Genomic DNA, 24,743 nt, shown 5'->3' with positions numbered 1-24,743 from the left:
GGAGCGGCTGCGGCATGTTGCGTTGGTAAGCCTTGATCAGCGTTGCTCGACTTCTCCCGGGCGGTCCCCACGTTCGGGGCGGGATTGGCTTCCAGTCTACCGGTAGCACTGACACTGATGGGGGTTTGCCGGTACCTGAGTCCGCATGTGCCGCCCTCAACCGGCGTCTTCCGGGTCCCGATATACGGAAGGGGGCTCCAAGAGGCTCACAGCGGCACTCAGCGCTTCCGGGTGTCAACCCTTGGCTACTTGGGAGTCAGGTCGCCGCGCAGACCCACGCGCGAGTACACGAAACGAAGGCCGGGCGGTCACGACGGGACCACCCGGCCTCACGAAGACGTGACGCACCTCACCCGTAGGTGTCGCCCGGACCGGTGCTTCCCGGGGCCCTCAGAGGGCCGTAGCGGCGCACGGGACCGCCCGGACCCAGCACCTTGATCAACCGCACCGCACCGTGCCCCAGATCCTCGTTGAGACGCGCGACCAGCGTCGGCGCGAGCAGCCGCAGGTTCGTCGCCCAGGCCGTCGAGTCACAGCGCACGACGAGCGTCCGCTCCTCCTCGTCGTACCGCTCGGGCACACAGTGCTTCGCCACGTCCTCGCCGACGATCTGCGGCCACCGGCCCATCACGCCGCCCACCGCGGCCGGCGCCTCCCAGCCACGCTCGTTGAGCAGCCGGTTGATCGCCGCGCCCAACGCCATCGGGTCACGCCCGTCCGCGCGCGCCCCGGAACGCAACCCCGCCCCGCGCCGGACCTGCTTCTTCTGTTGCGCCGCGTCCCCACGCGCGCGTGCCTGCTCCCGCGCCGCCCTCAGCGCCACGCGCGCGAGGTCGACGCCGGACGGCTCGGGCACCCGCTTCGGAGCGGGCTCGTCGGCGGCGCTCATACGCGCTCCACCGACCCCTCGGACACCGTGTACCGCGCCCCGGCGAGCACCTCGGGCACATCGTCGTCGACCGCCGCCGTCACCAGCACCTGCTCGCCGGGAGCGACCAGCTCCGCCAGCCGCTCCCGCCGACGGGCGTCCAGCTCGGCGAAGACGTCGTCCAGGACCAGGACCGGCTCATTGCCCTCCGCCCGCAGGAGGTCGTAGGAGGCCAGCCGCAGCGCCAGCGCGTACGACCAGGACTCGCCGTGCGACGCGTACCCCTTCGCGGGCAACTGCCCGAGCTTCAGCAAGAGATCGTCCCGATGCGGCCCGACAAGGGTGACGCCCCGCTCGATCTCCTGCTTACGGGCCTGCGCGAGGGCGGCCGTCAACTGCTCGTAGAGACCGTCACGCGTGTGCGCCTCACCCGGCGCCGACGGCTTGTACTCCAGGGCCACGGGTCCACCGCCGGGCGCCAGTTGCTCGTACGCCTTGTCGGCCAGCGGCTGCAGGGCGGCGACCAGGTCGAGGCGCCGGGCGAGCAGTTCGGCGCCCACGCGCGCGAGATGCTGGTCCCACACGTCGAGCGTCGACAGGTCCATGGACCGTCCGCCGTGCCGGCGCGCGAGCGCCGCGGACTTCAACAGCGTGTTGCGCTGCTTGAGCACCCGCTCGTAGTCCGAGCGCACCCCCGCCATCCGCGGGGAGCGCGCGGTGATCAGCTCGTCGAGGAAGCGGCGCCGCTCGCCGGGGTCGCCCTTCACCAGCGCGAGATCCTCCGGCGCGAACAGCACGGTCCGCACGATGCCCAGCACGTCACGAGGTCTGACCTGCGACGACCTGTTGATGCGGGCCCGGTTGGCCTTGCCCGGGTTCAGCTCCAGCTCGATCAGCTGCTGCCGCTCACCCTGCTTGACCTGCGCCCGGACGATCGCGCGGTCGGCACCCATGCGGACCAGGGGCGCGTCGGAGGAAACCCGGTGGCTGCCGAGGGTGGCGAGGTAGCCGACGGCCTCGACGAGGTTCGTCTTGCCCTGCCCGTTGGGGCCCACGAAAGCGGTGACGCCCGGGTCGAACGGAACTTCGACCCGGGCGTACGAGCGGAAGTCGGCCAGCGACAGATGCGTGACGTGCATGGTCGTTCGCCGACCTCCCCAGGGCTGTAGATCGCGGTTGTGGAGCGGTTGTGGATCGCGGAGCGACCCTGTGGATTACTTCTTCTCGACGGCGTGGCCGCCGAACTGGTTGCGCAGCGCGGCGATCATCTTCATCTGCGGCGAGTCGTCCTGCCGGGAGGCGAACCGCGCGAACAGCGAGGCCGTGATCGCGGGCAGCGGCACGGCGTTGTCGATGGCCGCCTCGACCGTCCACCGGCCCTCGCCGGAGTCCTGGGCGAAGCCGCGCAGCTTGTCGAGGTGCTCGTCCTCGTCGAGGGCGTTGACGGCCAGGTCGAGCAGCCAGGAGCGGATGACGGTGCCCTCCTGCCAGGACCGGAAGACCTCGCGCACGTCCGTGACCGAGTCGACCTTCTCGAGCAGCTCCCAGCCCTCGGCGTAGGCCTGCATCATGGCGTACTCGATGCCGTTGTGGACCATCTTGGCGAAGTGCCCGGCGCCGACCTTGCCGGCGTGCACCGCGCCGAAGTCGCCCTCGGGCTTGAGCGCGTCGAAGACCGGCTGCACCTTGGCGACGTTCTCCGCGTCGCCGCCGTACATGAGCGCGTAGCCGTTCTCCAGGCCCCAGACGCCGCCGGAGACACCGCAGTCGACGAACCCGATGCCCTTGGCGGCGAGCTCCTCGGCGTGCTTCTCGTCGTCCGTCCAGCGGGAGTTGCCGCCGTCCACGACGACGTCGCCGGGCTCCAGCAGCTCGGCGAGCGTGTCGACGGTCGACTGGGTGGCGGCGCCGGCCGGAACCATCACCCAGACCACGCGCGGGCCCGTGAGCCTGCCCACCAGCTCTTCGAGGCTGTGGACGTCGGCAAGGTCCGGGTTGCGGTCGAATCCGACGACGGTGTGGCCGGCGCGGCGGATCCGCTCGCGCATGTTGCCGCCCATCTTGCCGAGGCCGACGAGACCGAGCTCCATCAGTTGTTCCTTAGGTCGCTGTGTGGCGTGTGAGGCACCTCGTGCCCAGTCCGAGCCTAAACCCGGACCCTCACGCACACCTGTGGGCATACGCGCTCAGACGTACCACCCATCTCGCCGCTCACCTGCGGCTTCGTCCACAGTCCGGAGACCGTTCGGCCACAGCCTGTGGACGACCTCGGGCGACCGCGCCGCCGACCGGACGGCCGCTCAGCCGCTCAGCCGCACGGGCATGATCAGGTACTTGTAGGCGTCGTCCGCCTCCGCGTCCAGCGCGGGCTTGCCGCTGAGCAGCGCGGGCTTGGTGGACGTCGTGAAGGACAGCTGGGCGACCGGGGAGTCGATGGCGCTGAGGCCGTCCAGCAGGAAGGTCGGGTTGAAGGCGATCGAGATGTCGTCGCCCTCGAGCTGGGCGTCGACCCGCTCCACAGCCTGTGCGTCGTCGCTGGAACCGGCCTCCAGGATGAGCACGCCCTGCTCGAAGCTGAGCCGCACCGGGGTGTTGCGCTCCGCGACCAGCGCCACGCGCTTGACGGCCTCCACGAAGGGGGCGGTCTCGATCACGGCGACGGAGTTGAACTCGGTCGGGAACAGCGTGCGGTACTTCGGGAGGTCGCCCTCCAGCAGGCGGGTCGTGGTGCGTCGGCCCGCGCCCTCGAAGCCGATCAGGCCCTCGCCGGAGCCGCCGCCCGACAGCGCCAGGGTGACGCTGTCGCCGCTCGTGAGGGCCTTGGCGGTGTCCAGGAGCGTCTTGGCGGGCACCAGGGCGACCGCGGAGGCCTCGGGGTTCTCCGGCTTCCACAGGAACTCACGGACGGCGAAGCGGTAGCGGTCGGTGGAGGCCAGCGTGACGGTGTCGCCCTCGATCTCGATGCGCACGCCGGTCAGCACCGGCAGCGTGTCGTCGCGCCCGGCGGCGATGGCGACCTGGGCGGCCGCGGAGGCGAAGACCTCGCCGGGCACCGTGCCCGTCGCGTTCGGCATCTGCGGCAGGGAGGGGTACTCCTCCACCGGCAGCGTGTGCAGGGTGAACCGCGAGGAACCGCAGACCACCGTCGCCCGTACACCGTCTGTGGAGATCTCCACCGGGCGGTTGGGCAGGGCGCGGCAGATGTCGGCGAGGAGCCGGCCTGAGACGAGGACCGTGCCCTCCTCCTCGGTCTCGGCGTCCACCGAGACCCGGGCGGAGACCTCGTAGTCGAAGCTGGACAGGCTCAGCTGCCCGTCCTCCGCCTTCAGCAGCAGGCCGGCGAGGACCGGCGCCGGCGGGCGGGCCGGGAGGCTGCGCGCCGCCCAGGCCACGGCCTCCGCGAGTACGTCGCGTTCCACCCGGATCTTCACTCTTGCCGCCTCCTGCTGTTGCCGGCGCTTCTCGCCCTGCCTGGCTTCCGTCGCTGTCTCGGTGTGGTCGGCCCCGGTGCGGGGCAGGACCACCGGGGACCAGTCTGACGCACCGCACTGACAGTAGGTGCCCCTCGGGGTCAAGTCGTGACGAGGGGTAGCCGGGCACCGGAGAGCGAGTTGTGCACAGGACCCCCTTCTAAACGGATTCCTCGCTCTCTCTAGTCGGGAGTAGTAGTAGGGGCTGTGGATACAGTGGATAACTGCGTTTTCGCAGCTCAGGGGCGATATTTTGTCCACCGACCCTGTGGGTGGAGCCGGTGGACAACTCGGGTCTTCTGTGGAGAACGGAAAGTTCTGCACACACCGTCCACAGGGTGGGGCGAGTTCTCCCCAGCTGCGTCCCCAGGTTTGGCCTCGTTTCCCACAGGGCGCTCCGGCACCTTCGTGTGACGCCTTTCACTCGACCCGGTGAGGAGGCGCGGCGAGTTGCCGAACAGTGGACAGAGGTGTGGAGAAGTCGAAGATCGCTGGGGACAACTGGCCGCAGCCTGTGGGTAGTCGGTGGACAACTCCGTGCACAGGCTGTGGATCATTTCTTTGTCCACAGCCTGTGGACATTCTTCGTCCACGAATCCACAGCCAAGTGACCTGGAGAGATCCTCCCGCACCTCGTCCGCCTGTGGACACAGTCTGGACAACTTCGCGGTCCCCAGGGTGTGGACGGAAGAAAGTCACCGAATCTGTGGAGAGAGGCCGTAACCCGGGCCCGTATTCGAACAACGGGTGAGCGCTGTACGAGCGGCGTACGACGGGCGGGCGGCCGTCGTACGCCGGCCGGATGTGCCGTGCGGGACCGCGGGCACCCCGCGAAGGGGTCGCGGACGGTCGTCATGCGGGTTCTGCAGCGGGTTCTGGAGTTGTCCTACCGGCCCTGGAGAGGGCCGCGGACGGTCGCCGGACAGCGGTGGAGGGCGGGCAGGGCGGTGGAGGGCCGGGCGGCGACCGTCCGCGCGACCCGTGGAACGACGAGAAGCGCCCCCGGAGGCTTCTCCAGGGACGCTTCTCGTCGTGCGCAGGCGACGCTGCTCTCCCGCGGGGCGAGCACGCGACGGTGCTCTCCGGGGGCGTCAGCCGTTCTTGATGCGGTTCGTCAGCTCGGTGACCTGGTTGTAGATGGAGCGCCGCTCGGCCATCAGATTGCGGATCTTGCGGTCCGCGTGCATGACGGTCGTGTGGTCGCGGCCGCCGAACAGCGCGCCGATCTTCGGCAGCGACAGGTCCGTCAGCTCGCGGCACAGGTACATGGCGATCTGCCGTGCCGTGACCAGTGCGCGCCCGCGCGAGGTGCCGCAGAGGTCCTCGATGGTGAGGCCGAAGTAGTCGGCGGTCGCGCCCATGATGGCCGTCGAGGTGATCTCGGGGGCGGAGTCCTCACCGCCGGGGATCAGGTCCTTGAGGACGATCTCGGTCAGCCCCAGGTCCACCGGTTGCCGGTTGAGCGACGCGAACGCCGTCACCCGGATCAGCGCGCCCTCCAGTTCGCGGATGTTGCGGGAGATCCGCGAGGCGATGAACTCCAGCACCTCCGGCGGGGCGTTCAGCTGCTCCTGCACCGCCTTCTTGCGCAGGATCGCGATGCGCGTCTCCAGCTCCGGCGGCTGGACGTCGGTGGTCAGGCCCCACTCGAAGCGGTTGCGCAGCCGGTCCTCCAGGGTCACCAGCTGCCGGGGGGGCCGGTCGCTGGAGAGCACGATCTGCTTGTTGGCGTTGTGGAGCGTGTTGAAGGTGTGGAAGAACTCCTCCTGCGTCGACTCCTTGTCCGCGAGGAACTGGATGTCGTCGACGAGCAGGATGTCCATCTCGCGGTACCGCTTGCGGAAGCTGTCGCCCTTGCCGTCCCGGATGGAGTTGATGAACTCGTTGGTGAACTCCTCCGAGCTCACGTACCGCACGCGGGTGCCCGGGTAGAGGCTCCGCGCGTAGTGCCCGATGGCATGCAGCAGGTGCGTCTTGCCGAGGCCCGACTCCCCGTAGATGAACAGGGGGTTGTAGGCCTTCGCGGGCGCCTCGGCGACGGCGACGGCGGCCGCGTGAGCGAACCGGTTGGAGGCGCCGATGACGAACGTGTCGAAGAGGTACTTCGGGTTCAGTCGCGCGGTCGGCTCACCGGGACCCGCCGTCGCCGGTGACGCCGAGGGGGAGCCGACGGACCCGCCCGCGCCGCTCTGGCCGGGGCCGGCCGGGCCGCCGCGGTGCGGGTGCCCGGGACCGGCCGGCGGCTCGGACAGCTCACGCCGGCCGGGGTCGCGCTGGTCGTAGTCGGAGCGCGGCGGCTCGTACTCCGCGCGCTTGCGGTCGTACGGCGGACGGTCCACAGGCTGGGGACGGTAGTCCTGGGACGGCGGCCCGTAGGAATCCTGCGCGGGCGAGCCGTACGGGTCCTGGGCCGGGTGCCCGCCGTAGGAGTCGTGGGACGAGGGCGACGCGTAGGGGTCGCGCTCCGGGAAGCCGAGCCGCTGCTGCTGCCAGCCGTACTCGTCCTGCTGCGGCCGCGGCCAGGCGCCCGGCTCGGGGCGCTGGTACTCCGACGGGTACGCGGGGCGCGCGGTGGGGAGCTGGTCCGCGCGGGAGCCGGGCGGCTGGTCCGGGCGCGTGCCGGGCGACTGGTCGCCGGCCCCGGGGGGCAGCTGGTCGCCGCGGTGCCGGCCGTAGCCCTCGTAACGGCCCTCGTACGCGGACTGGTTCTGGGACTCGTAGCGGCCGTCCGGTCCGTCGTAGGGCGCGGCGGGAAGCTCCGGCTCGTCGTAGCGGGCGTGCTGCGGTGCGGGCGGCGCCGACGGCGACGGGGCCGGGAGCTCGCCGACCGAGTCGTCGACGGTGATCGCGATGCGGATCGGGCGGCCGCACTCGCGGCTCAGCGTCTCACTGACGATCGGCGCGAGGCGGCCCTCCAGGACGGTCTTGGCGAACTCGTTCGGCACGGCCAGCAGGGCGGTGTCGGCGACCAGCGCGAGCGGCTGGCAGCGGCGGATCCAGCGTTCGTCCTTCACCTCGACGCCCTGGGCGCGTCCCTCCCCGAGGAGCTGCTCCAGTACTCGTGGCCACACTGCGGCAAGATCGGCAGGCACGTCAGCCACAGGGCACGCTCTCTCGTGGGTCCCACGAACGTGTGAGTGTGGGACGGTCGGGATTCATTTCGGGCGGGGGCAGGGCAAAGGAACGAATCGGAGTTCAGCCACGGTAGTCAGGGCGACGGGTACGGTTCAAGTTGTTGTCCCCAGGCTGTGGACAGTGTCTCCCTGTGACCGCCGGTTTGACCGGATGGCGTAGCCGCGCGTACCGTAACCAGGTCGAGTTGTCGATGGCTGCTGCCGCCTGCCTCCGATGGGCACAGATCGCGTCAGGTGATCGGGAAGCGGTGCACTCGGGCGTTGACCGCGAGCTACCTCGTGGGCGCACGGTGACAGCCAGGACGGCACCCCGCCACCACCGATTGATTTCTGGAGCCCCCGAGTGAGCAAGCGCACCTTCCAGCCGAACAACCGCCGTCGTGCCAAGACCCACGGCTTCCGCCTGCGGATGCGCACCCGTGCCGGTCGCGCGATCCTCGCGAACCGCCGCAGCAAGGGTCGCTCGAACCTGTCCGCCTGAGCCTGATCAGGTCATGACGTCGTGCTGCCTACCGAGCATCGGCTGAGGCGGCGCGAGGACTTCGCGACCGCGGTACGACGAGGTCGTCGGGCCGGCCGCCCGACCCTCGTGGTCCATTTTCGAAGCGGTTCCACGGACCCGCACGCGCCTGGGGAGAGCGCTCCCCCGACGCGTGCGGGTTTCGTCGTGAGCAAGGCTGTGGGCGGCGCGGTCGTGCGCAACGAGGTCAAGCGCAGACTGCGTCACCTGATGCGCGAGCGAGTCACCCGGTTCCCCCCCGGTAGCCTGGTAGTCGTACGGGCGTTGCCCGGGGCGGGCGACGCCGACCACGCACAGCTGGCCCAAGACCTGGATGCCGCCCTCGTACGGCTACTGGGAGGGGGCGCGCGATGAAGTACCCGCTGCTGGCTCTGATCAAGCTCTACCAGTGGACGATCAGTCCGCTGCTCGGGCCGGTGTGCAAGTACTACCCGTCGTGCTCCCACTACGGCTACACGGCCATCGACCGACACGGCGCGATCAAGGGAACGGCACTCACCGCCTGGCGGATCCTGCGGTGCAACCCGTGGTCGCTCGGCGGCGTGGACCATGTTCCGCCGCGCAAGCGCCCGCGGTGGCACGAAATGTTGCGTGACGCCTGGCGTGCACGCAGGGGCGGGACCTCCGCCGCCGAAACGGCCACCGAAGGCCCGACTGCTTCGAGCCCGGCCGCAGAGACACCGTCCCATGCCCAAGGAGCATGATTAGTGGACACGATTGCCAGCCTCTTCAGCTTCATCACGACACCTGTCTCCTGGGTCATCGTCCAGTTCCACACGGTGTACGGCGCCATTTTCGGCCCCGACACCGGGTGGGCCTGGGGCCTGTCGATCGTGTCTCTGGTGATCCTGATCCGTATCTGCCTGATCCCGCTCTTCGTGAAGCAGATCAAGTCGACGCGGGCCATGCAGACGCTCCAGCCCGAGATGAAGAAGATCCAGGAGCGCTACAAGAACGACAAACAGCGTCAGTCCGAAGAGATGATGAAGCTGTACAAGGAGACGGGCACCAACCCGCTCTCCTCGTGCCTTCCCATCCTGGCGCAGTCCCCATTCTTCTTCGCCCTGTACCACGTGCTCAACGGCATCGCGACGGGCGACCAGATCGGCGTCATCAACGAGCAGCTGCTGGCGAGCGCGCGCAAGGCGCACATCGTCGGCGCTCCGCTGGCGGCGAAGTTCACCGACGGCGCGGCGAAGGTGGAGTCGCTGGGCGCGTCGCTGACCGACGTCCGCGTGGTCACCGCGATCATGATCGTCCTGATGTCGGCCTCGCAGTTCTTCACGCAGCGCCAGCTGATGACGAAGAACGTCGACACCTCGGTGAAGACGCCGTTCATGCAGCAGCAGAAGATGCTGATGTACGTCTTCCCGGTCATGTTCGCCGTATTCGGCATCAACTTCCCCGTGGGTGTCCTCGTCTACTGGCTGACCACCAACGTGTGGACCATGGGCCAGCAGATGTACGTGATCCGCAACAACCCGACGCCGGGTTCCAAGGCTCAGGCCGCGTACCTGGAGCGCCTGTACAAGCACGTCACGCACCACGGCAAGACCCGCAGCCGCGGTGAGAAGGCCATCGTTAAGGCCATCGTGGCCAAGGGCCGCGAGCGCAACGACGCCGAGCGCAAGTTCATCAACGGTCTGACCAAGGTGGGCTTCGCGGCCCAGGCCGACGGTACCGTGATCAAGAGCGAGGCCCAGGCCGCCGCGCAGGCCGAGGACGGCGCGCAGACGAGCGCGGCCGCCAAGCGTCAGCAGCCCAAGCGGCAGTCGAAGTCCCAGCGCCAGTCCACTGCCCCCAAGGCGGCCGGCGAGACCACCTCGCTGATCAAGTCTGACGAGCCGGAGGACGCCAAGCCCTCCCAGGCCGCCGGAGGTGCCAAGCAGGCCACGCCCAAGCCCGGTAGCGGAGGCCGCAGCAAGGCCCAGTCCGGGCAGCGCAAGAGCGGCCCGCAGCGCCCCAAGTCCCCGTCCAAGAAGTAGAAGGAGCCCATCCCGTGACGGAAGGCACCACCTCCGCCGCCGCCGAAGGTGCAGACACCCTGACCCGCCTGGAGCAGGAGGGCGAGATCGCGGCGGACTACCTCGAGGGTCTGCTGGACATCGCCGACCTCGACGGCGACATCGATATGGACGTCGAGGCCGACCGCGCCGCCGTGTCGATCATCAGCGACGCGGGCACCCGTGACCTGCAGAAGCTGGTCGGCCGGGACGGCGAGGTGCTGGAGGCGTTGCAGGAGCTGACGCGCCTGGCCGTGCACCGGGAGACCGGTGACCGCAGCCGGCTGATGCTGGACGTCGCGGGCTACCGCGCCGGCAAGCGTGCCGAGCTCTCCGAGCTGGGCGCGAAGGCTGCGGCCGACGCGAAGAACAGCGGTGAGCCGGTGCGGCTGAAGCCGATGACGCCCTTCGAGCGCAAGGTCGTCCATGACGCGGTCAAGGCCGCCGGCCTGCGCAGCGAGTCCGAGGGCGAGGAGCCGCAGCGCTTCGTCGTCGTGCTGCCCAACTGATTCGGTACGTACATCACCCCGGCCCCGTCTGTTGTGCAGACGGGGCCGGTCTTTGTCAGCCTGGTAGTTCTGGTGGTCGGCGCTCCAAGCGCTGATGCGGTACGGAAGGACGGTCCCCGTGACGGAGGCAGCGGAGCTCCCCTCTGCGCCCGAGGTGGCACGCGAGGTATTCGGCGATCGCTTCGATGATGCGGTCCGATACGCCGAGCTGCTGGCCGAGGCAGGCGTGCAGCGTGGGCTCATCGGCCCGCGTGAGGTGCCTCGCCTGTGGGAGAGGCACCTTTTGAACTGTGCCGTGCTCTCCGAGGTTGTGCCGGAGGGTGTGACGGTGTGCGACGTGGGCTCGGGTGCCGGGCTGCCTGGCATTCCGCTGGCGCTCGTGCGGGAGGACCTGAAGATCACCCTGCTCGAGCCGCTGCTGCGCCGCACCAACTTCCTCACCGAGGTCGTCGAGCTCCTGGGCCTGGACCATGTGACGGTTGCCCGCGGCCGTGCCGAAGAGGTCATGGGCACGATGTCACCGGTCCATGTGGTGACCGCCCGGGCTGTGGCACCCCTGGACCGGCTCGCCACCTGGGGCATCCCTCTGCTGCGACCCTACGGTGAGATGCTCGCCCTCAAGGGGGACACCGCGGAGGAGGAGCTGAAGAGCGCGGCCACCGCCCTGAGCAAGCTGGGCGCGGTGGGCACTTCCATTCTGCAGGTCGGTGAGGGAGTGGTGGAGCCGCTGTCCACGGTGGTGCGGGTCGAGGTCGGGGAGAGCCCGGGCGGTGTACGGTTCGCGGCGAAGCGGGCGAAGGCGGCGCGGACCGGCCGGACCCGGCGACGCCGCTGAGGCGTACTCCACACAAGCTGCCCATCCTCCTCGTCGCGGAGTGTCGCAAGGGTCCGGCCACACGGGCTGTGCATCGTGTTTCACGTGAAACGTCGCTCACTGCTCCAAGGCATCATCAGTCGCGGTCGCGCCGCAGCCGAACCTCGCGACCGCAAGCCTCTCGGTTCACTCGATGAGGTGCGCGAGTTGTCCACAGAGACGGATTTCTCCACAGAAGACCAGGCCTCACTGGTTCACGACCCCGAAGACATGGGAGGCTCTGTTCATTGCGAGCCTGAAGTCGAGGAGAGTGAAGCCTTGCGGTCCGACGCCAACATCGCGGGACCGATGACCGATCCGGTCCCCGGTCCCCGTACCGAGTCGTTCGGGGAGGATGTTTCACGTGAAACACCGCCCCCGATGGATGACACTCCGATCGGTCGTGCTGCCCAACTCGCGGTGGAGGCTCTGGGCCGCGCCGGCGAGGGTCTGCCACGCCCTGAGCAGACCCGTGTGATTGTCGTCGCCAACCAAAAGGGCGGTGTGGGCAAGACGACGACGACCGTCAACCTTGCCGCTTCCCTGGCCCTGCATGGCGGCCGTGTCCTGGTGGTCGACCTCGACCCGCAAGGCAACGCGTCCACCGCGCTGGGGATCGATCACCACGCCGAGGTCCCGTCCATCTATGACGTGCTGGTCGACAGCCGCCCGCTTGCGGAGGTTGTCCAGCCGGTCCCCGATGTGGAAGGCCTCTTCTGTGCCCCGGCCACGATCGACCTGGCCGGCGCGGAGATCGAGCTGGTCTCTCTTGTGGCCCGTGAGAGCCGGCTGCAGAGAGCGATCCAGGCGTACGAGCAGCCGCTGGACTACATCCTCATCGACTGCCCGCCCTCCCTCGGCCTGCTGACGGTCAACGCGCTGGTGGCCGGTGCCGAGGTCCTGATCCCGATCCAGTGCGAGTACTACGCACTGGAGGGACTCGGACAGTTGCTCCGCAACGTCGACCTGGTTCGGGGACACCTCAACCCGACCCTGCATGTGTCGACCATCCTGCTCACCATGTACGACGGCCGGACGCGCCTCGCGTCACAGGTCGCCGAAGAGGTGCGCACCCACTTCGGCGACGAGGTACTGCGGACGAGCATTCCCCGCTCCGTCCGCATCTCCGAAGCGCCGAGCTACGGGCAGACGGTGCTGACCTACGATCCCGGATCGAGCGGTGCCCTCTCCTATCTTGAGGCAGCACGAGAGCTTGCGCTGAAGGGCGTCGGTGTCAGCTATGACGCCACGCACGCCCATATCGGCAATCAGAACAACCCGAACATGGTGGAGGGCGTCCAGTGAGTGAGCGACGGAGGGGGTTGGGCCGTGGCCTTGGTGCGCTGATCCCCGCTGCCCCGACAGAGAAGACGCCGGCTCAAGTCGGCGGAGGGTCCACCTCGCCCGCATCGGGCCCGGTGCTGACGACTGACCGGGGGGTGGCCGCAGCGAAGGTGGCCACACTGCCGGCTGTTTCACGTGAAACAGAGGAGCTGTCCGCGAGCAGCATCCTCGAGACGCCTGCGCCGCCCATCGGCGCGCACTTTGCTGAGATCCCCCTCGACCACATCACGCCGAATCCGCGCCAGCCGCGTGAGGTCTTCGACGAGGATGCCCTGCATGAGCTGATCACCTCCATCCAGGAGGTCGGGCTCCTCCAGCCGGTCGTGGTGCGTCAGGTCGGCCCCGGGCGCTACGAGCTCATCATGGGCGAGCGGCGTTGGCGGGCCTGCCGTGAGGCGGGCCTGGAGGCGATCCCGGCGATCGTGCGGGCCACGGACGACGAGAAGCTGCTCCTGGACGCCCTTCTGGAGAACCTGCACCGGGCTCAGCTGAATCCGCTGGAAGAGGCGGCCGCCTACGATCAGCTGCTGAAGGACTTCAACTGCACGCATGATCAGTTGGCGGACCGTATCGGCCGGTCCCGTCCGCAGGTCTCCAACACCCTGCGTCTGCTGAAGCTCTCGCCGGCGGTCCAGCGCCGGGTCGCGGCCGGGGTGCTCTCTGCGGGGCACGCCCGGGCACTGCTCTCGGTCGACGACTCGGAGGAGCAGGACCGGCTGGCTCACCGCATTGTCGCCGAGGGTCTTTCGGTGCGAGCGGTCGAGGAGATCGTGACGCTGATGGGCTCGCGTCCGCAGACGGCTCAGCGCGCCAAGGGGCCGCGTGCCGGGGGTCGGGTGTCGCCGGCGCTGACCCACCTCGCGACGCGGCTCTCGGACCGTTTCGAGACGCGGGTGAAGGTCGACCTCGGCCAGAAGAAGGGCAAGATCACCGTCGAGTTCGCTTCTATGGAGGACCTCGAGCGCATCCTCGGCACGCTGGCTCCCGGAGAGGGGCCTGTGCTGCAGCAGGGTGTCGTCGAGGGCGAGGCGGAGGAGACGGAGGACTGAGCGGCGGCTCGGCCCGGGGCAGAGCCGTGCCAGAGCCGGGCTGAGGGGCCGGTGAGCGAGCCGTGTCCGGTTGTGTACCGGAACACGGCTCGCTCTTTGCTTGCGGACAGTATCGATGGTCTCGCATGGTGGATACGATGCGGAGAGGTTGTGGCGCATCCACCTGGCAGTACCTCGGAGCGGGAGGCGAGGGCATGCGAACGATGAGCCGGACCGGACTGGTGAGCGCGGGACTGGGACTGGGGGCGGTCGGCGGATTCGTCGGCAGTCTGCTCAGGGAACGGGGCGCTCTGACAGCCGCTCGTGAAGCCGCGGGCGTAGGAAGCGAGGAACAGCCTTCATGGGGCGTCGGCTCGTACCGCTCACGCTGGACAACCTTCAGGACCTTCCCAGACGCTGTCGCTCGTGTGTCTTCTGGGAACTGGATCCCGTCAGGGGCGAGGCCGCGGTAAATGCGGGGACATCCGCTCTGGAGAAGGAGTCCTGGATTTCTGCCGTCCTGCTGGACTGGGGATCGTGCGGCAGGGTCGTCTATGTGGACGACGCTCCGGTGGGCTTCGTTCTCTACGCGCCGCCTGCCTACGTTCCCCGCTCGACGGCCTTTCCCACGAGCCCCGTGTCGCCGGACGCCGTGCAGTTGATGACAGCGTTCATCATGCCGGGGTACCAGGGGCAGGGTCTGGGCCGTGTGATGGTCCAGACCGTCGCCAAGGATCTGCTGCGACGGGGCTTCAAGGCGATCGAGGCGTTCGGCGACGCCCGCTGGTCCGGGCCGGCCTGCGTACTCCCTGCCGATCATCTACTGGCGGTGGGCTTCAAGACGATGCGTTCTCATCCCGCCCATCCCCGATTGCGGCTGGAGCTGCGGACGACGCTCTCTTGGAAGGAAGACGTGGAGATGGCGCTGGACCGGCTGCTGGGGGCGGTCCAGAAGGAACCTGCGTTGCGGCCTCTGTAGAGGCCTGTCGGTACGCCGGTTTTTTCGGCGGGCCGATGTTTCACGTGAAACACGTGTGGGCCAGCCCCGGGGTTGGCCCACACGTGTCTGTCGTGAAGCTGCGCGATGCCTCACGCACGGTTCGTCACTCGGAGATGAAGGTCTCTAGGTCGCGTACGAGTGCAGCCTTCGGCTTGGCACCGACGATGGTCTTGGCGACCTCGCCGCCCTGGTACACGTTGAGGGTCGGGATCGACATGACGCCGTACTTGGCTGCCGTGGCCGGGTTCTCGTCGATGTTGAGCTTGACGATCTCGATCTTCTCGCCGTGCTCGGCGGCGATCGCCTCGAGGGAGGGAGCGATCTGGCGGCACGGACCGCACCACTCGGCCCAGAAGTCCACCAGGACGGGCTTGTCGCTCTTGAGGACGACCTCTTCGAAGTCGGCGTCGGTCACATTCTTCAGGGTGCCGGCCACAGGGGGCTCCTTACTTCTCTGTGCAGGGGGGCGGGGAGGGGGGTCAGACGGTGGTCTTCTCGGGCTCGGCCTGCTCCTCGTCCGCGAGCGCGGCGAGGTAGCGCTCAGCGTCGAGAGCGGAGGAGCAGCCGGTGCCGGCTGCGGTGATCGCCTGGCGGTAGGTGTGGTCCACGACGTCGCCGGCGGCGAAGACACCAGTGAGGTTGGTGCGGGTGGACGGCGCGGCGACCTTCAGGTAGCCCTCCTCGTCGAGGTCGAGCTGGCCCTTGAAGAGCTCGGTCCGCGGGTCGTGGCCGATGGCGATGAACAGACCGGTCACCGCCAGGTCCGACAGCTCGCCGGTCTTGAGGTTGCGCAGCTTCAGCCCGGCCAGCTTCGGGTCACCGTGGATCTCCGCGACCTCGCTGTCCCAGATGAACTTGATCTTCGGGTCGGCGAAGGCGCGCTCCTGCATCGCCTTGGAGGCGCGCAGCGTGTCCCGGCGATGGACGATCGTCACGGACTTGGCGAAGCGCGAGAGGAAGGTGGCCTCCTCCATCGCGGTGTCGCCGCCGCCGATCACGGCGATGTCCTGGTCCTTGAAGAAGAAGCCGTCACAGGTGGCACACCAGGAGACGCCGCGGCCGGACAGGGCGTCCTCGTTCGGCAGGCCGAGCTTGCGGTGCTGGGATCCGGTGGTCACGATGACGGCCTTGGCACGGTGGATAGTGCCGGCGGTGTCCGTGACGGTCTTGATCTCACCGGTGAGGTCCACGGAGACGATGTCGTCGGGGATCAGCTCGGCACCGAAGCGCTCGGCCTGGGCGCGCATGTTGTCCATGAGCTCGGGGCCCATGATGCCGTCCTGGAAGCCGGGGAAGTTCTCGACCTCGGTGGTGTTCATCAGAGCACCGCCCGCGGTGACTGCGCCTTCGAACACCAGCGGCTTCAGCGACGCGCGCGCGGTGTACAGCGCGGCGGTGTAGCCGGCGGGACCGGAGCCGATGATGATCACGTTACGGACGTCGCTCACGGCTGGATTCCTCGTCTCTGGGGACTGCATCGGTCGAGCGGTGGGAGCCACTTGGACTCTCACCCCACCCAACGGATCCTAAGGGGCGCGCATTCCCGGTGTGTCCGGGCACACGGAGGGACGAGACCGCAGGGAACGCCGGCAGAGGGATGATGCGCGACAGAGGATGCCGGCGATGCGTGTGACGGGCGTCAGCGACGGGTGTAAGTGGTCGTCAGCAGAACGTCGGCCGGGCTCGCCGATGCATGATCCACGCAGGTCCTGTCCATGACGTAGGCGTCGACCCGGGTGCTGTCCGAAGTGTCGGGGAGTACGACGAGCAGAGCCGGCGTCCCCTGGTAGGTGCCCTCTTCAGTGGCGAGAGCCGGCTCGCTGCGGCCGATCCCCTGCTGCACGCACGACGGAAGCGTGGGCTGTCGCAGGACTCGGGGCGATCCCTTGCCGGTTTCGCTGCCGGACTCGTCGCCGGTCTCTCCCTGGATGCCCTTGCTCTGCGGGGTGCGGGAGCCTCCGGCCTTGGTCAGGAGAGCGGCGACCTGCCCCTCGAGCTTGCTGGTGGAGAAGGTGTCCGGCACGGCGGTCTGATGCGCCGTGGTGCCCGGGCTCCCGCCGCCCGTGAGGGACGACACCAGGACCGAGCCGAGTCCCAGTGCCGCCGCGGTGAAGACCGCGCCGAGGACGGCTACCCGACGACGACCGAGCCGCGTGCGGCCGCTGCCGCCCTTCTGGCTTTTCCGGCCCGGCCCAGTGGTGGTGCTGCGGGCATGCCCCGCGGGGCGGCCTGGGGCCGTCGTTGTTTCACGTGAAACAGAGGCCGCTTCCGCGTCGGCGGCCGTGGCGCCAAGCAGGGCCTCGGCGGCGAGGGCGGCGTCGATACGGCGGGCGACAGCGCCCGGCATGCGCGGCGGTTCGGGCTGCGTGCCGAGGAGGTCTCGGATCTCCTCCAGCGAGTCATGGACGTCCGCGCAGAGGGTGCAGGTGTCCAGGTGTCGGCGGACGGCGGCGCTCCGGGCGGGATCGAGCAGGCCCTCGGTGAGGTCGGAGATCTCTGCGACGTCCGGGTGCCCGGTCGTGTCTCTCGTGGATGTCACGCCCGCCCACCTCCGCCCTTCACTGCAGTGGAATCGCCTGTCCCGGCGCCGTCCGGACCCTCGACATGAGGTTCCGCTGCCGGTGGGACGGATGTCCCCTGCGCCTGGTTCCGTCCTGACCCCCGTCTTCTGCCGGCCTCGGGGTTCTTGTCGGCGTCACCGCCGCCCGGCCGCAGATGGGTGAGCAGGGGCAGGAGTCTCGCTCTGCCACGGGCGCAGCGGCTCTTGACGGTCCCGGTCGGCACGTCGAGCACCTGGGCGGCCTCGGCGACGGGGTAGCCCTGCATGTCCACGAGGACCAGTGCGGCGCGCTGGTCGGGCGGGAGGGTGCCGAGCGCCTCGATGAGCTGGCGGTGCAGGTCGTTGCGTTCGGCGGGGGCGGACGCGGACTCGTGCGGCTCCAGCAGCTGCTCCAGCCGTTCGGCGTCGTCGACCGGTGAGGTTTTGCGGGAAGCCGCCTTGCGCGCCCGGTCGAGGCAGGCGTTCACCGTGATGCGGTGCAGCCAGGTCGTGACGGCGGACTGGCCGCGGAAGGTGTGGGCGGCCCGGTAGGCGGACACGAGGGCGTCCTGGACGGCGTCAGCGGCTTCCTCGCGGTCTCCCAGCGTGCGCAGGGCCACCGCCCAGAGGCGGTCACGGTGACGCCGTACGAGCTCGCCGAAGGCGTCGGGGTCGCCCTCGACGTGGCGGGCGAGGAGGTCCATGTCGCTCACTGGGTCGTGTGCGGCGCCGTCCGGCATGGGCCTCCTCCCCTTCCGGTGAGACGTCAGCCCGTGAACTTCACGTCGGTGATGGCCTGCTTGTAGCCGTCGCCAGTCCATTGGTCGCGGGCGTTCTTGGGCGCGGCGGTGATCCATACGAGAACGTATCGCGTCTTCACCGCTGTCTTGGCGGGAATCTTCAGTTCCCGACCGGACGTCCGGGCTTCGGCGATCTTCTTCATGGACGACAGAGGAGCCGACGACGAGAGCGAATCGGCCGCGTACAGGCCGGCTGCGGTGTAGTCGCCGCTGTAGAGAAGCCCTATGGAGACCGCTGAGACGTCCTTCTCCGAGCCGAGGTCGTAGACGATGCCCACCCCCTTCTTGTACGGCGCGAGCACGGGCCCCTCGTCGAAGGAGCGCGACCGCCAGTAGGTCGAACTGTCGCCGTCGTAGGTGAGCTTCGCGTCGTTGGCGTGCTGCGGGGTGCCGTCCGGGTAGTACTCGGAGGCATCGTGGATCTTGAGGACACTGACCGGCTTGGGCGCCGTGCTGCTCTTGTCGCCCTCGTCGGTCGTCTGCGTCTGGTCGGTGTCGTCGGGCTTGGCGCGGTCCATCAGGGCGTCCGCGAGTTGCCAGCTGCCGAGTCCGAGCGCGGCGATGAGTAGGGCGGAGACCGCCCACTTCAGGGCCCTGCCGGTGCGGCCCTGCAGCGGAGCCGGCGGCACCGGCACTCGCTGAGCGGCGCCCGGGTGTGGCGCGGGGCGGCCGTAGGTGCCCTGTTGGTACGTCGTGCGCTGGTACTCCGGCGGTGCGGTGAACGCCGGCTCCGGCGGGCGGATGCGGGGCATCTCACCGATCGCCTTCACCAGCTCCTCCGGCGTGGTGCAGGCGGCCTCGTGCCGGGATGCGGTCGCGCCGTCGTTGACGAGCGCGCGCATGGACAGCTCCGACAACCCGCGGTGGACGCCGGCGCGCACCTGGTCGGGTGCGATCAGCCCCACGTCCTTGGGCAGGCCGGACAGCCCGTAGGCGTCGTTCTCGTAGGGCCAGCGCTGCGTGAGCGCCGCGTAGAGCAGGGCGCCGATCGCCTCGGTGTCGGCGCGCTGGGGGGTGTCGGTGGCGACGCCGCGCAGGGCGGCGTTCACGGCGAGGCCGCGGATGCGCCACTGCCCCGAGGAGGTGCGCAGCACGGCGTTGGGGTTCAGCCGCAGGTGCGACAGGCCTTCGCGGTGTGCCGCCGCCATCGCGGAGGCGATCTGACTGACCATCTGGTAGGCGTCGTGCGGCTCCAGCGGACCGGCCGCGAGCAACGCGGTCAGTTCGGTGGCGTCGGGCAGCCATTCGTGGACCACGTAGACGAGGTCGTTCTCCTCGACGGCGTCCAGCACCTGGACGAAGCGGGGATCGCCGAGCAGGGCGGAGGAGCGGGCCGCGGCCAGCACCGAACGGGCCCGTGAATGGTCCGCGGGCAGGATGTGGACGCCCACGGCCCGACGAAGCTTCTCGTCGACCGCACGCCAACTGCTGAAACCGTCCAGACGGGTGACGCACTCTTCGAGGCGGTAGCGTCTGGCGAGCTTGTGACCGCTGTGCAGTTCCGGCGGTGAGGCCTTTCCGGGACGCTCCGTCCCGCCGCTCCCCTGTGCCTCGTCGCTGTCCGTGTCCTGCTCCCGGTTCTTGACCACCCCGTCGGCCGTGGACTGGTCCGCTTGTGCGGTCAGCGGCTCGTCACCGCTGTTGTCTGCCACGTCGACGGCAGCTGTGCTCCGTTCTGCCACCGTCGTTCCTGCCTCCCCATCCATTGCGCGCCGTCCGACCCCGTGCGCGCCGTCCGACGCCGAACCCAATTGTGCCCACAGTCCGCCGCTATGCACGACACGCAGCGGCGGGCGATGGTTGTGCGCCTACCCCTTGTCTCAGCGACCCAGGCGTCCGCGCACCATACCCACGAGCGAGTTGAGCTCCTCGATGCGCATGCGGCGGGCGGCGACGAAGAAGACGCCGAGCAGCAGCGCCCCGCCGGCCAGCAGCGCGGCGAACGAGCCCAGGACGCCCTGGCCGAGGCTGTGGCCGATGCCGTAGCAGGCCGCGCCGCTGATCAGGGCGGCCGGTACGGAGGCGATGCACAGACGGGCGTACGTGCGCAGGACGTGGGAGCCGTCGAGGTCGCCGCCGAGCCGCTTGCGCAGCCGGTTCCAGGCGACGCCGACCCCGATCGCGTACGCCAGGCCGTAGGAGGCCGCCATGCCGACCACCGCCCAGCGGGCGGGCAGGACGAAGTAGCAGAGCGCCGCGGCGCTCGCGTTGACCGCGGCCACGATGACCGTGTTGTAGAAGGGGGTGCGGGTGTCTTCGTAGGCGTAGAAGGCGCGCAGGACGACGTACTGCACGGAGTAGGGGATCAGGCCGAGGCCGAAGGCCATCAGCATGAAGCCCATGTTGGTGGCTTCGCTGGTGCCCGAGGAGCCGAAGATCAGCGTGCACATCGGGATGCCGAGGGCGAGGAAGCCGAAGGCGATCGGCACGATCGCGACGGCGGTGGTGCGCAGGCCCTGCGAGATGTCGTCGCGGACCGCGCCGCCGTCGCCCTCGGCGGCCGAGCGGGAGATGCGGGGCAGCAGCGCGGCCATCAGGGAGACGGTGATGATGGCCTGCGGCAGGCCCCAGATGAGCTGGGCGTTCGCGTAGGCCGCGAGGCCGGTGCCCTCGACCGGCGAGTCCTCGCCGGCCGACGTGGACAGCTGGGAGACGACGAGCGCGCCGGCCTGGTTGGCCAGGACGAACAGGACGGTCCACTTGGCGAGGGTCGCGGCCTTGCCGAGCCCGTGGCCCTTCCAGTCGAAGCGCAGCCGCAGTCGGAACCCGGTCTCGCGCAGGTACGGGATCATCGCGAGGGCCTGCACGACCAGGCCGAGCAGGATCCCGACGCCGAGCAGCCGCTCGGCCTCCGGCGGGATGGTCGTGACCTTCATGCCCGAGTCGGCGGAGGTGCCGTAGACCCAGATGAACATGCCCAGCGTCACGATGATGACGATGTTGTTGAGGACCGGCGTCCACATCATCGCGCCGAACTTCCCGCGCGCGTTGAGGATCTGACCCATCACCACGTGGACGCCCATGAAGAAGATCGAGGGCAGGAAGTAGCGGACGAAGGTGACGCCGACCTCGTTGGCCGCCGGGTTGCTGGCGACCGAGTCGGACAAAAGGCGGATCAGGACGGGGGCCGCGGCGATCGCGGCGACCGTGAGCACGCCCAGCGCCACCATGACCAGGGTGAGCAGCCGGTTGGCGAAGGCCTCGCCGCCGTCCTCGTCCTCCTTCATGGCGCGCACGAGCTGCGGCACGAAGACGGAGTTGAGGCCGCCGCCGACGGTCAGGATGTAGATCATCGTCGGCAGCTGGTAGGCGACCTGGAAGGTGTCGCCGAGGACACCGATGCCCAGTGCCGAGACGATCAGCGCGGAACGGACGAAGCCGGTGAGGCGGGAGACCATCGTGCCCGCCGCCATGACGGCGCTGGACTTCAGCAGACCCGCGGCGCGGCCGCCCTTCTTCGGGGCAACCGCGGCGTCGGGCACGGGAGCGGCGTCGGGCGTGGCGGTGAGGTTCATCGTCTGGTCCACCGCGGGGGAAGGGGACGCCGGGGTCTGATAGCGGGCAGCCCCCGCCGGTCCGCCGGGAGGCTGTGCCGGGCCCGGCACAGCCGGGGGCTCCGCCGAGCCGGCCTGCTGCTGGGGGTGACCGCTCTGCTGCTGGTCCCGGAAGAGGTGGGCGAAGGCGTCGGGCTGGTGCTGCTGCTCGCCGGAGTGTGTCACCAGGTCGTCGACGCCGACGAACCGGGTGGTGCGCGGGTTGTCGCCGTAGGGCAGGTACTGGGTGGGGCCCTCAGGCTCGGGCGCCGGGGTCTGGGCCCACATACGCGGGTCGGGGGCGTACGGGGACTGCGGGGGCGTGCCGTAGAGCGGCTGCGGCGGCTGGTGGGCGCCGGGCGGCGGCGGGGGGTGCGCGGCGCGGTCGTAGAGCGCCTCGGCGACCGGGTCCTGCGCGGTGAGGTCCTGGGACCGGTAGGGGTCCTGGTCGTAGGCGTCCTGGAGGTACATGTCCGCGGGGTGCTGCGGCGGCACCTGTCCGTTCTCGGGCGGCATGCCCTCGGGAGGGCCCGAGCCGCCCGCGGCCTGGCCGCGGTCACCCTCGTACGGCGCGTTCATGGTTACCCCACCTCATCGTCCCGGGCCCACCGGCCACGACATCCTCAACGGTCCACTCTCTCACCCGTGCCGGACGGGTCCGCGCTTTCCGCTGCGGTGTCCGGTGTCCCGTCACTCGGCTGCTGCGGGGTGTCCGGGCCGGTCGGGACGCCGGACTCCTCACCGGTGTGATCCTCGGCATCCCCGGGATTCTCCTGCCCGGCGGCGGGCTCGTCCGCAGCGCCGGAGCCGGCCTCACCGGTCTCCTGGGCCTCGTCCGGTTCCTCGGTCGCCCGGGCCGCGGCGCGCTTGCGCTGGGTGTACATACGGAAGCCCGCCAGCACGAGGAGCAGGACGCCGCCGCCGATGACCAGCATCACGGTGGCCGTGATCTCGGTGACCTTCACCTCGAAGGCGACCGCCTGGCCGTACTTCTGGCCGTCCTCGGTGTACAGCTGCGCGATCACCCGTGTCTGGCCGTTGACGTTGGCGGACGTGGGGAACTTCACCGTCGACGTGTGTCCACCGGAGACGGTGATCCGCTGCTCGGCGTAGTCGTCGCCGACGATCTCCAGACGGGTCGGGTTCGTCGATGTGAGCCGCAGAATCAGGTGGTCGACGCCCTGCACCAGGTTGTTCTGCACCGTCACCGGGATCGTGGCGCTGCGCCCGGAAAGCTTCGTGCCCGACTTGTCGATCAGCTTGACCTGACCGGTGAGCGTGTCGAGGTACGCCCGCACGCTCTGCCGGAAGGCGCTCGCTTCGGTGCTGCGGCCCCGCCAGGAGGTGGACATCTCGCGGTTTATGGCCCGCCCGAAGGGAGTCACCACACGGGCTTCCCGAGCGAGGATCACCTTGAAGTTGTCGAGTTCCTCCTGGGTCTCGGCCATCTGCTCGAATGCCGACCGGGGCAGTTGCTGCTTGCGCAGCGCGGAGGGGTACGAATTCTTCGACGGCACCCTGGTGCTGGCGCGGGGATCGGGCTTGGCCTTGGCGGCCGCCGCGAGCGGCTGGGACTGCGACCAGGTGCCGGTCTGGAGCGTCGTGAGGGCCTGTGACAGCGCCCGGGCCTGGGAAGCGGTCTGCATGCGCTGCGGGGCGACGACGATGCTGCGCTGTTTGTCCGTCTGCAGGTTCAGCTCGAGGCTCTGCGCGAGGAACTCCTGCACGGCGAGCGTGGTCGCGGATGCCCTCGTCAGATCACCCTGGAACGCCGTCGACAGCCGCGCGTCCGCCACCACCGCCGTGGTGCCGCCACCGATCGGCCGGGCTGCGGACGGCGTGTAGGAGAGGTCGCCGTCTGTCAGGCTGTCGCTGCGCGCGATCACCTTGTCGGCGCCGGCGGAGGTGGCGACCTTCACGATCGAGGGGTCGACGGCGCCTTCCACCGGCCAGGCGAAGTCGGTGTTCGGGGTGACGTGGAGCACAGTCTCCACGGTGGTGGCGGCGACGTCGGTGGCGGCCTTGAGCTGGTTGAGCGAGCCGGTGACGCCGGTGCCGTTGTGCGCGAGCGAGGCCAGGTCGGGATCGGCGAAGGGCAGCGCCACGACTTCCTTGCCGGTCACCGCGCTCTGCAGATCGGCGAGCCACTGCTTGGCGACGGCCTGCCGGGTGCCGGCCGTGGGGGCGTCGCCCTCGCCGCGGATCCCGTAGCTGCCGGTCATGGCGTCGACGGATGCCAGTAGGTCCGGGTCGATCACCCAGGTGACGTCGAGTGCCCTGCCGAGGCTCAGGAGCTGGTCGAGGCGGCCGCCGGGAGCGATCTCATGGGCCAGGTCGTCGTTGAGGAAGACCGGCGTCTGCTGGGCGTTCGAGCCGGTCTCCGCCGTCATGTGGACGCCGGAGGTCAGCGGCCACAGCACGGTCGTCCGGGTGCGGGTGCCCGCGGCGTCGGGCTGCCACGGCAGGAACGTCCGCTGCACGCCCAGGACCTGTTCCCACTGCTTGGCCGACGTCTCGCCGGACAGGGCGACACTCAGCGGGTAGACGCCGTCCTTGTCTAGGCCGAGCTTGCCGACGGGGACGGAGATGGTGAAGGGCTCGGCGACGCCCGGCGTGAGCTTGGCGAACGCGGCGACGTACTTGCCGCCCACTTCGGTGCCGTCGGCAGGGAGGGCGTCCGCGTGCCCGGCGGCGCTGTCGATCGCCGAGCGGGTGGTGAGCGGTGCGCCCACGCTCAGGCCCACGTGGGCGTCGGTGACCGCCTGCTTGCCGTTGTTGGTGACGGTGCCGGAGACGGTCACGGTGTCCCCGTCGCCGGGTGCGGCGGGGGTGAGCGAGTCGACGGCGACGGCCACGGTTCCCGCGTCGGAGGAGGCCTTGGCGTGGGACTGGCCGGCGGCCTGCGCGGGCAGCTGAAGGAGACCGGCCAGCAAGGGCACCCCGGCGAGCAGTGCGCCGGTGCGCCGCAGCCACCGGCGGGCAGGTGAGGGATGCATCCCCGGAAAGTCTGCCGCCTCGGCCACGCGTTCGCCCGTCCCTCGTCGTCGTCAGTGGTCGTCGGAATGTGCGTCCACGCATGGTAACGATGCGCGCTGAGGGGAAGTGCCGCGGAGTGCGCCACAAGATCGTGAAAGAACGGTGG

At 69.6% G+C, this 24,743-nt stretch carries 21 protein-coding genes; 9 read left to right on the top strand and 12 right to left on the bottom strand.

Translation table 11 applies throughout. The annotated features are described in order from the left end of the window. Positions 1–349: 349 nt before the first annotated feature. The 5 genes from QA802_RS21245 to dnaA form a co-directional block, all read right to left on the bottom strand. Complete coding sequence (locus tag QA802_RS21245; RefSeq protein WP_334525061.1) at positions 350–889, bottom strand: DciA family protein; 540 nt, start codon at positions 887–889, stop codon at positions 350–352. Then, the gene (gene recF, locus QA802_RS21240) at positions 886–2,007 is read right to left on the bottom strand and encodes a DNA replication/repair protein RecF (RefSeq protein WP_334525058.1); all 1,122 of its coding nucleotides are present in this window, start codon (positions 2,005–2,007) and stop codon (positions 886–888) included. Before recF ends, QA802_RS21245 begins: the two co-directional genes overlap by 4 nt. A gap of 75 nt (positions 2,008–2,082) precedes the next feature. Continuing rightward, positions 2,083–2,958 (bottom strand): phosphogluconate dehydrogenase (NAD(+)-dependent, decarboxylating), encoded by an 876-nt coding sequence (gnd, locus tag QA802_RS21235; protein WP_334525055.1) that lies wholly within the window; start codon positions 2,956–2,958, stop codon positions 2,083–2,085. Positions 2,959–3,168: 210 nt separating this feature from the next. Next, positions 3,169–4,299 (bottom strand): DNA polymerase III subunit beta, encoded by a 1,131-nt coding sequence (dnaN, locus tag QA802_RS21230; protein WP_057576638.1) that lies wholly within the window; start codon positions 4,297–4,299, stop codon positions 3,169–3,171. A 1,130-nt stretch (positions 4,300–5,429) separates the two neighbouring features. Continuing rightward, positions 5,430–7,439 carry a chromosomal replication initiator protein DnaA gene (gene dnaA, locus QA802_RS21225; protein ID WP_334525052.1) on the bottom strand — a complete coding sequence of 670 codons (2,010 nt, stop codon included), beginning with the start codon at positions 7,437–7,439 and terminating at the stop codon, positions 5,430–5,432. Positions 7,440–7,815: 376 nt separating this feature from the next. On the opposite strand from dnaA, the gene rpmH reads away from it, so the two are divergent. The 9 genes from rpmH (at position 7,816) to QA802_RS21180 (ending at position 14,708) form a co-directional block, all read left to right on the top strand. Next, on the top strand, positions 7,816–7,953 hold the full coding sequence (rpmH, locus tag QA802_RS21220; RefSeq protein ID WP_334525049.1) for a 50S ribosomal protein L34: 138 nt from the start codon (positions 7,816–7,818) through the stop codon (positions 7,951–7,953). 21 nt (positions 7,954–7,974) lie between these two features. Continuing rightward, positions 7,975–8,346, top strand: coding sequence for a ribonuclease P protein component (gene rnpA, locus QA802_RS21215; RefSeq protein WP_334525046.1), 372 nt, complete (start codon positions 7,975–7,977; stop codon positions 8,344–8,346). Continuing rightward, positions 8,343–8,696, top strand: coding sequence for a membrane protein insertion efficiency factor YidD (gene yidD / locus QA802_RS21210; protein ID WP_306950477.1), 354 nt, complete (start codon positions 8,343–8,345; stop codon positions 8,694–8,696). The genes rnpA and yidD overlap by 4 nt, the downstream gene beginning before the upstream one ends. Positions 8,697–8,699: 3 nt before the next feature. Further along, complete coding sequence (yidC, locus tag QA802_RS21205) at positions 8,700–9,977, top strand: membrane protein insertase YidC (protein ID WP_334525043.1); 1,278 nt, start codon at positions 8,700–8,702, stop codon at positions 9,975–9,977. Between the two features lie 14 nt (positions 9,978–9,991). Next, entirely contained in the window at positions 9,992–10,504 is a 513-nt protein-coding gene (locus QA802_RS21200; RefSeq protein ID WP_319165797.1) for a Jag family protein, read from the top strand. Between the two features lie 118 nt (positions 10,505–10,622). After that, a complete protein-coding gene (gene rsmG, locus QA802_RS21195; protein WP_334525039.1) occupies positions 10,623–11,339 on the top strand; it encodes a 16S rRNA (guanine(527)-N(7))-methyltransferase RsmG in 717 nt (238 codons plus the stop codon). 249 nt (positions 11,340–11,588) lie between these two features. Continuing rightward, positions 11,589–12,662 (top strand): AAA family ATPase, encoded by a 1,074-nt coding sequence (locus QA802_RS21190; protein ID WP_334534780.1) that lies wholly within the window; start codon positions 11,589–11,591, stop codon positions 12,660–12,662. Continuing rightward, complete coding sequence (locus QA802_RS21185) at positions 12,659–13,750, top strand: ParB/RepB/Spo0J family partition protein (RefSeq protein WP_334525036.1); 1,092 nt, start codon at positions 12,659–12,661, stop codon at positions 13,748–13,750. The genes QA802_RS21190 and QA802_RS21185 overlap by 4 nt, the downstream gene beginning before the upstream one ends. Before the next feature lie 340 nt (positions 13,751–14,090). Beyond that, on the top strand, positions 14,091–14,708 hold the full coding sequence (locus tag QA802_RS21180; protein ID WP_334525033.1) for a GNAT family N-acetyltransferase: 618 nt from the start codon (positions 14,091–14,093) through the stop codon (positions 14,706–14,708). 124 nt (positions 14,709–14,832) lie between these two features. On the opposite strand, the gene trxA is transcribed toward QA802_RS21180, so the two are convergent. The 7 genes from trxA to QA802_RS21145 all read right to left on the bottom strand — a co-directional run bounded on the left by trxA (position 14,833) and on the right by QA802_RS21145 (position 24,624). Next, the gene (trxA, locus tag QA802_RS21175; RefSeq protein WP_057576621.1) at positions 14,833–15,165 is read right to left on the bottom strand and encodes a thioredoxin; all 333 of its coding nucleotides are present in this window, start codon (positions 15,163–15,165) and stop codon (positions 14,833–14,835) included. A gap of 43 nt (positions 15,166–15,208) precedes the next feature. Next, a complete protein-coding gene (gene trxB / locus QA802_RS21170; protein ID WP_306950472.1) occupies positions 15,209–16,177 on the bottom strand; it encodes a thioredoxin-disulfide reductase in 969 nt (322 codons plus the stop codon). A gap of 191 nt (positions 16,178–16,368) precedes the next feature. Beyond that, positions 16,369–17,268: an anti-sigma factor family protein gene (locus tag QA802_RS21165; RefSeq protein ID WP_334525027.1), complete on the bottom strand. Its 900-nt coding sequence runs from the start codon at positions 17,266–17,268 to the stop codon at positions 16,369–16,371. Beyond that, positions 17,265–18,008, bottom strand: coding sequence for an RNA polymerase sigma factor SigM (gene sigM, locus QA802_RS21160; protein WP_334525024.1), 744 nt, complete (start codon positions 18,006–18,008; stop codon positions 17,265–17,267). Before sigM ends, QA802_RS21165 begins: the two co-directional genes overlap by 4 nt. 26 nt (positions 18,009–18,034) lie before the next feature. Beyond that, complete coding sequence (locus QA802_RS21155; RefSeq protein WP_334525021.1) at positions 18,035–19,750, bottom strand: protein kinase family protein; 1,716 nt, start codon at positions 19,748–19,750, stop codon at positions 18,035–18,037. A 138-nt stretch (positions 19,751–19,888) separates the two neighbouring features. Next, positions 19,889–22,180 (bottom strand): murein biosynthesis integral membrane protein MurJ, encoded by a 2,292-nt coding sequence (gene murJ / locus QA802_RS21150; RefSeq protein ID WP_334525018.1) that lies wholly within the window; start codon positions 22,178–22,180, stop codon positions 19,889–19,891. A gap of 44 nt (positions 22,181–22,224) precedes the next feature. Continuing rightward, on the bottom strand, positions 22,225–24,624 hold the full coding sequence (locus QA802_RS21145) for a DUF6049 family protein (RefSeq protein WP_334525015.1): 2,400 nt from the start codon (positions 24,622–24,624) through the stop codon (positions 22,225–22,227). Positions 24,625–24,743 lie beyond the last annotated feature (119 nt).

This window comes from Streptomyces sp. B21-105 (assembly GCF_036898465.1).
Classification (GTDB): Bacteria; Actinomycetota; Actinomycetes; order Streptomycetales; family Streptomycetaceae; genus Streptomyces.
Note: the sequence above shows the minus strand (reverse complement) of the source record. Positions and strands in the feature narration are given on the sequence as shown.

Coding starts and splice junctions, on each gene's coding strand:
- sigM (WP_334525024.1), bottom strand. CDS start 18,008: ATGCCGGACGGCGCCGCACACGACCCAGTGAGCGACATGGACCTCCTC.
- QA802_RS21245 (WP_334525061.1), bottom strand. CDS start 889: ATGAGCGCCGCCGACGAGCCCGCTCCGAAGCGGGTGCCCGAGCCGTCC.
- QA802_RS21180 (WP_334525033.1), top strand. CDS start 14,091: ATGGGGCGTCGGCTCGTACCGCTCACGCTGGACAACCTTCAGGACCTT.
- gnd (WP_334525055.1), bottom strand. CDS start 2,958: ATGGAGCTCGGTCTCGTCGGCCTCGGCAAGATGGGCGGCAACATGCGC.
- QA802_RS21190 (WP_334534780.1), top strand. CDS start 11,589: ATGGGAGGCTCTGTTCATTGCGAGCCTGAAGTCGAGGAGAGTGAAGCC.
- yidD (WP_306950477.1), top strand. CDS start 8,343: ATGAAGTACCCGCTGCTGGCTCTGATCAAGCTCTACCAGTGGACGATC.
- recF (WP_334525058.1), bottom strand. CDS start 2,007: ATGCACGTCACGCATCTGTCGCTGGCCGACTTCCGCTCGTACGCCCGG.
- murJ (WP_334525018.1), bottom strand. CDS start 22,180: ATGAACGCGCCGTACGAGGGTGACCGCGGCCAGGCCGCGGGCGGCTCG.